This is a genomic window from Pelomicrobium sp. P1, from assembly GCF_052805615.1.
This window is the reverse complement of record NZ_JBRBEM010000014.1, coordinates 99,996-106,636: the sequence shown is the minus strand read 5'-3', so window position 1 is coordinate 106,636 and position 6,641 is coordinate 99,996. Positions and strand designations below refer to the sequence as shown.

Sequence of the window (6,641 nt, the reverse complement as noted above, 5' to 3'; positions counted from 1 at the left end):
GCTGCCCACAAGCTCCACAGCGCGCAAGCTACAATCTTGCAAATCCGGGAAAGTCAAAACCATATCTCCGGCACCAGCCTTAGCTTATTCCTCCCCGGTGGCTGTCCAAGCTACCGTGACCACCGCACACTGAGCCGCCATCTTTACGAGATTTTGCCTTATTTATCGCCTTCTTCCCTCACGTCACTTCTGGTCCAATTTCAAGAGCGGGCGTACTCCTGCCTCAACTGCGCCATGGTCCAGCGCAGGCGACACTAGAGTATCTCAACGAAGGCTTTTATCTGATAACAAAGGGCTTAGTGAAGAAAATCGTTTTCGCCGACACTTTAGCAGCCTATCTAGTCAATCCTGCTTTGGTGGCAACGGAGCAGTATCCATCCTGGTTCCTCCTGCTTGCCCTCTACGCCTACAGCTTTCAAATCTACTTTGATCTTTCTGGGTATACGGACATTGCCAGGGGCAGCGCGCGGCTGTTCGGGTACGACTTGCCCATGAACTTTGATCGTCCTTACCTTGCAACCAGTGTCTCCAACTTTTGGCAGCGCTGGCATATTTCCATGTCTAGTTTTTTCAGAGACTACCTCTTTTTCTCTCTGGGCGGCTCGAAACGTGGCAATGTGTATCTCAACATAATCGTCACCTTCGTCGCCATCGGCCTATGGCACGGTGCCGGGTGGAATTTCGTCTTGTACGGAGCTGCGCACGGAGCCCTGGTGTGCATTGAGCGGATTGCAAGGGGACGAAACAAAGCGATGAGTCTAAGCCCGCAGCTCCCCACAAATCTTCTGCTGGTGGTTCGGATATTCCTCGTATTCAGCTTTGTTTCCCTCGCTAGGGTCTTGTTTATCACCGAGTCCCTGTCCGAGGCGGCGAGTTACATAACGACCGTTCTTTCGTGGACCGAGGATAGCACGCCACCTTATTGGCAAGGCTATCTAGCTCTTGCGGTGGGGGCCTTAATCCACTTCACGCCAAAAAAATTGGATAGCTCGCTCTATGACGTGGTTTCCCGACTTTCACCCATCGCGAAAGCCGCTGCATTTTCCTGCTGCGTTTACGCGTTGACCGTGGTGTCGACGGATACGCTGCCGTTCATATATTTTCAATTTTAGTTTTGACCGGTCCAAGGCATGGCCTTCCTTTCGACAGTAAATCGTCACTATTTACCAGTAGTCCTTCAACCTGACAGACTAGGTGGAACGCCGGGCGTCGCGGTTTACGCCTCCCGCAGGGCGTCCACGATGTTGAGCCGGGAGGCTCGCAGCGCGGGAAGGAAGCCGCCGGCGAGGCCCATGAGGGCGGAGAAAAGGAGCGATTGCATCACGATCCCGGGCGTCAGGGTGAAGCGGAAGGCGAGCTCCGAGAACGACTGCCAGTTGGTGGTAGACACGGTCACGAACTGCATGAGGGAGGCTGCGACGAGTCCGGCCGCGCCGCCCGCCAGGGCAAGAGCCACCGACTCGGCCAGGAACGCGGCCAAGATGCTTGCGCGGCGAAACCCCAGAGCCCGCAGGGTGCCGATCTCCCGCGTGCGGTTGGCCACTGCGGAATACATGGTGACCATGGCGCCGATCACCGCGCCGATGGAAAAGATGACGGAGAGTGTTATCCCCAGGATACGGATGAAGTCGGCCAGCACTTGGGACTGGTCGGCGTAGAATTGTGCCTCCCGCTTCGCTTCTACCGTGAGCCGCGGGTCCGCCTCGACGCGGCGTTTGTAGGCGTCGAATGCGGCCGGGTCGGAGAGCTTGAGCACCACCGAAGAATAAGCGTTGCGGCGGAAAGCCTGCATGAGCTGGTCGGCATCGCCCCACACCTCGGAATCGAAGCCCATTCCCTCGGCATCAAAAATCCCCACCACCGCCCAGTCGCGCATGCCGAAGCGCAGCCGTTCACCAATGCCGGCACCGACGAAGCGCTCGGCGATGGCGCGGCCGGCGATGATCTCGGAGGCCCCGGGCCGGAACAGCCGCCCTTCCACCAGCCGCACCTGGGAGCGAAGCTGCAGGCCGTGACGCCCGACGCCCCGAATCACCACGTTGGACGGGTCGCCGCTCGAGCGCTTGGGCAGGGTGATCAGTACCACCGTCTCGCGGGAGGCGAAAGGCGCGCCGTCCGGGGCGAGGGCCACTTCCGGCTGGGCCTCCACGATCATGGCTTGCACCCGTTCCACCGAGCTCTGCACCTCGGTGCCGGCGGCGCGGCGAGTCACCACCACGTTGTCGTAGGTACCCGTCTGCACCAGGGTCGCCCGCAGGCCCGCCTCCAGCATCAGCACCGTAGCGAACACGAAGACCACCAGCGCCATGCCGCCCGCCGTGAGGGCCGTAGTGAGCCGACGGGTGCGCAGGTTGCGGATCGAGTAGGAGAGCGGAACCGCCATGGGCTTATCCGATGTTGCGCAGCCCCTCCGCCACGGGAACCCGGGCCGCCCGCCACGCCGGAAGCACGGCCGCAGCCGCCCCCACCGCGCAGGCGCAGGCGAGCTGCAGCGCCACCGTCGAGCCCGAGACCTCGAACACCGGGAACAGGGTGCCCATGGCTTGGGCGAAGCGTCGGGAGACGGGAAACGTGAGGGCGATCCCGAGGGCGCCGGCCGTCACGGCGATGGCCAGGGACTCGCCGAAGATGAGCCCCGCCAGGAAGGACGGGCGGAAACCCAGGGCCTTGAAGGTCGCGTACTCGGAAGCCCGCTCCCGGGCGGTCATGGCCATGGTGTTGGCCATCACTGCCAGGATGATGGCGATCACCACGAAGGAGACCACCCGAATCAGGATCAGGATCGCCTCCGTCATGGACACGAAGGAAAGCTGGAACGCCTGTTCGCTCTCGGTGCGGGTCTCGGCGAGGGAGTTGCGGAACAGGGCGTCGATCGCCTCGGCCACCCGCGGCACGTCCTCGGCGGAGGCCACCTGCACCACGTAGACACCCACCGTGTCCGCCCGGCGCGGAAGCCGCTCCCGCACGTACTCGTTGAGATAGGTCCAATGGAAAAAGAACTGGGACTCGTCGGTGCGGGAATCCGCCCCCGTGTAGATGCCCCGCACCACGAACTGCCAGTCGCCCGGGTAGATGGTACCTTTGAGGGGCACCACGTCCCCTATCCGGAAGCCGAAAGTCTGCGCCGTCTTGCGCCCCACGATGGCGCCACGGCGGTCGCGCAGGAACTCCCGGAATTGGTCCTGGGGCACTCGGTACTCGGGGTATAGGCGGAAATAGCTCTCCGCCTCCACCGCGAACTGGGGGAAGAAATTTTTCTCCGAGACGTAAACGCCGCCGAACCAGTTGGCGTGAGAGACGCCCGTGACCCCGGGAACGCTACGGATTTTCGCTTGGTAGCTCAAGGGCAGGGGAAACACCAGGGAGATGGCGTTGCGGGTCACGAGGCGCGTGGCGGAAGCGCCCGCCGCCCCCGCGTACCAGGCGTCCACGATGGTCTGTAGGAGGCCAAAGGCGACGATGGCCACCACGATGCCCAGGGCGGTCAGCGTCGTGCGCAGCTTGTGGCGCAAGGCGTTGCGCAGGATGAGCTTGAGCGTGTACACGCTACTTGAGCTCCCCCTTCTCCAGGTGCCGCACCACGTGGGCCCGCTCAGCGGCCCGCTGGTCGTGGGTGACCATGACGATGGTCTTGCCCAACTCCCCGTTCAACCGGTTCAGGAGATCGAGCACTTCCCCGGCGGAGACCCGGTCCAAGTCCCCGGTGGGCTCGTCGGCCACGATCAGGGTCGGGTCGGTAACGATGGCGCGGGCGATGGCCACCCGCTGCTGCTGCCCGCCGGAGAGCTGGGCAGGGTAATGCGCCAGGCGGTCCTCAAGCCCCACCAGGGCCAGCGCCGCGGCGGCCCGCTCGCGCCGCTCGGACCCGGGCAGCCCGGTCAGGAGCAGGGGTAGCTCTACGTTTTCCAGGGCTGTGAGTACCGGGATCAGGTTGTAGAACTGGAAGACGAAGCCCACGTGGGCGGCGCGCCAGTCAGCGAGATCCGTCTCCGTGAGCCGGGTGATGTCCTCCCCCGCCACCACGATACGACCTTCGTCGGGACGGTCGATGCCGGCGATCAAGTTAAGCAGGGTGCTTTTGCCCGACCCCGAGGGACCCATCAGGGCGAGGAACTCGCCTTCGGGAACGTCGAGGCTCACGTCGGTGAGCACGGGCAGGACGTGCCCGTCGCGCCGGTAGGCCTTGAAGAGATGCCGGACCTCCACCGCGTTGCGGCGCGGCCCTTCCGCGTGCGGTTCTTCTGAGGTCATGTCAGGAAGTCGCGACCGCCACTCGCGCCCCGTCGCGCAGGTCCCGGGGCGGCAATTTCACCACTGTCTGGCCGGCCGCGAGCCCCCGGCGCACCTCCACGAGATCGCCGATGGGCTCGCCCACTTCCACGGGGGTAGCGACGGCGCGCCCTGAGGAATCGATGACGAACACCAGGGTGCGACCGTCTCGTTCCATGATCGCCTCCGACACCACCGCCAAGCGAGGGGTACGCTCCTCCGGGGGCACAGACCGGGACAGGAAGGCGACCCGAGCGCTCATGTCGGGCAGGATCCGGGGATCCAACTCGACGAAACCCACCTTGACCAGCACCGTGGCCTTGGAGCGGTCCACCGTGGGCACCATACGCCGCACCACGCCCTCGAAACGGGCCTCCGGCAGCGCGTCCAGTTGGATCTCGCACGGCTGGCCCACCGATACCTTGGACAGGTTCGCCTCGGAGACATCCGTCTCCACTTCCAGGGTACTCATGTCCGCCATGGACACCACCGCTCCTTTGGATTCGGGCGAGGGGTTGAAGGGGGAGACCACGTCGCCGATGTTGGCGTGCTTGACCAGCACCACCCCATCGAAGGGGGCGCGGATCAGGGTTTGCTCCACAGCGATCTCGGCCGAGCGCAGTCCCGCCTCCGCTACGGCGATGGCGGCCTTCGCCCCGGCCACCGCCGCGACGGCCTTGTCCCGGCGCGCCACCGCCTGGTCCAGGGCTGCCTGGGAGATGAAGTTCTTGGCCGCCAGCTCCTGGGTCCGCTCCAGGGCCCGCTGCGCGTCGGCAAGCTCGGCCTCCGCCTGGGCCAGGTTGGCCCGGGCCACCCGCAACTGGGCCGCCGCCTGGTCCCGGGCGGCCACCACGTCGCGATTCTCCAGCCGGGCGATGAGCTCACCCGCCCGGACCTGGCTGCCTTCCGCCACCCCCAGCCATTCCAGGCGCCCGGTGGCCTTGGACGCCACCGCCGCCTTGCGCTGGGGGACCACGTAGCCGGTGGCGTTGAGCAGGGTGTATTTCTGGGAGGGGAACACCTGGACTACCGTGGCGGCCCGCACCTCCACCCGCGCCTGGAAGAAGTACCAGTAGGCGCCCGCGGCGACGGCCAGGACGACGGCGATGAGCGCCGGCGCAAAGCGCCGGCGGCGGCGCGGGAGCCGGCGGTCGATCTTGAGGCGCTCCAGGTCCTGGCTAGGCACAGCTTTCCGGGGGCAGCGCGGAGGGCGCCGCCCTTCCCAAAAAAAGGGCAGATTATGGCCCAGAACCGCAGCCGACGGGTTGTCAGCCCAAGCGGCCGCGTGTTAAAAAAGGCAGGGCTCCGGGCCCTACCTGCCTGATAACAAACCGATCGCCGAAAACAGCCGGAGGAAACCGATGATCAGCACCCTGCGCCTTATCCTGCTTAGCTTGTCCGTCCTGGCCGCTGTACCCGCCGTCGCCCAGCAGCAGTTCATCAATGTGCTGACCGGCGGCACCGCCGGCATTTACTATCCGTTGGGCGTAGCCCTCTCCCAGATCTACACCAAGGCGATTCCCGAAGCGAAGTCCACGGTGCAGTCCACCAAGGCCTCGGTGGAGAACTTGAACCTGCTCCAGGCCGGCCGCGGCGAAATCGCCTTCACCCTGGGCGACGCCTTGTCGGACGCTTGGAACGGCAACGAGGAGGCGGGCTTTAAGGCGCCCCTCAAGAAGCTGCGGGGGGTCGCCGCCATCTATAACAACTACGTGCAAATCGTGGCGAGCGCCGAATCGGGCATCAAGACCCTGGCCGACCTCAAGGGCAAGCGGGTGTCGGTGGGCGCCCCCAAGTCGGGCACTGAACTCAACGCCCGGGCCGTCTTCAAGGCCGCAGGCCTCTCGTACAAGGACCTGGGCAAGGTGGAGTATCTTCCCTTCGGCGAGTCGGTGGAGCTGATCAAGAACCGTCAGCTCGACGCCACCCTTCAGTCCGCGGGGCTGGGAGTGGCCTCCATCCGGGATCTGGCCACTGCGGTGAGAATCGTGGTGGTGCCCATTCCGCCCGACGTGGTGGCCAAGGTGGGCGATCCGGCCTACCAGCCGGCCGTCATCCCTGCCGGCACCTACGAGGGCCAGACCCAGGACGTGCCCACCGCCGCCATCGCCAACTACCTGGTGACCCACGAGGGCGTGCCGGCGGATCTGGTGTATAAGATGACCAAGGCCATGTTCGAGAACCTGGACCAGATGGTGGCCGCCCACGCCGCCGCCAAAGCCATCAAGCTGGAGAACGCCCTAAGGGGCATGCCCGTGCCCCTGCACCCCGGGGCCGAGCGCTTCTATAAGGAAAAAGGCCTGATCAAGTAGCCGCCCTGGACCGAAGGAGCGCGGGGCGCCGGACCGGAACCGCCGGGAAGCGCCCCGCTT

5 protein-coding genes and 1 pseudogene are annotated in these 6,641 nt (G+C 64.9%); 2 read left to right on the top strand and 4 right to left on the bottom strand.

Annotated features, from left to right (window positions below):
- Positions 1–143: 143 nt before the first annotated feature.
- Positions 144–1,112, top strand: a pseudogene (locus ACUVYZ_RS13815) (MBOAT family O-acyltransferase); the annotation flags it as partial.
- A 104-nt stretch (positions 1,113–1,216) separates the two neighbouring features.
- Here the strand turns inward: ACUVYZ_RS13815 and ACUVYZ_RS13810 are convergent.
- From ACUVYZ_RS13810 to ACUVYZ_RS13795, 4 genes are read right to left on the bottom strand one after another with little or no spacing between them, the layout of a single operon-like run.
- Positions 1,217–2,383 carry an ABC transporter permease gene (locus ACUVYZ_RS13810; RefSeq protein WP_439934942.1) on the bottom strand — a complete coding sequence of 389 codons (1,167 nt, stop codon included), beginning with the start codon at positions 2,381–2,383 and terminating at the stop codon, positions 1,217–1,219.
- Positions 2,384–2,387: 4 nt separating this feature from the next.
- Complete coding sequence (locus ACUVYZ_RS13805; protein ID WP_439934943.1) at positions 2,388–3,545, bottom strand: ABC transporter permease; 1,158 nt, start codon at positions 3,543–3,545, stop codon at positions 2,388–2,390.
- Position 3,546: 1 nt separating this feature from the next.
- Positions 3,547–4,251, bottom strand: coding sequence for an ABC transporter ATP-binding protein (locus tag ACUVYZ_RS13800; RefSeq protein ID WP_439934944.1), 705 nt, complete (start codon positions 4,249–4,251; stop codon positions 3,547–3,549).
- 1 nt (position 4,252) lies between these two features.
- A complete protein-coding gene (locus tag ACUVYZ_RS13795) occupies positions 4,253–5,455 on the bottom strand; it encodes an efflux RND transporter periplasmic adaptor subunit (RefSeq protein WP_439934945.1) in 1,203 nt (400 codons plus the stop codon).
- A 175-nt stretch (positions 5,456–5,630) separates the two neighbouring features.
- Between ACUVYZ_RS13795 and ACUVYZ_RS13790 the strand changes: the two genes are divergently transcribed.
- Positions 5,631–6,581: a TAXI family TRAP transporter solute-binding subunit gene (locus ACUVYZ_RS13790; RefSeq protein WP_439934946.1), complete on the top strand. Its 951-nt coding sequence runs from the start codon at positions 5,631–5,633 to the stop codon at positions 6,579–6,581.
- The last annotated feature ends 60 nt before the right edge of the window (positions 6,582–6,641 follow it).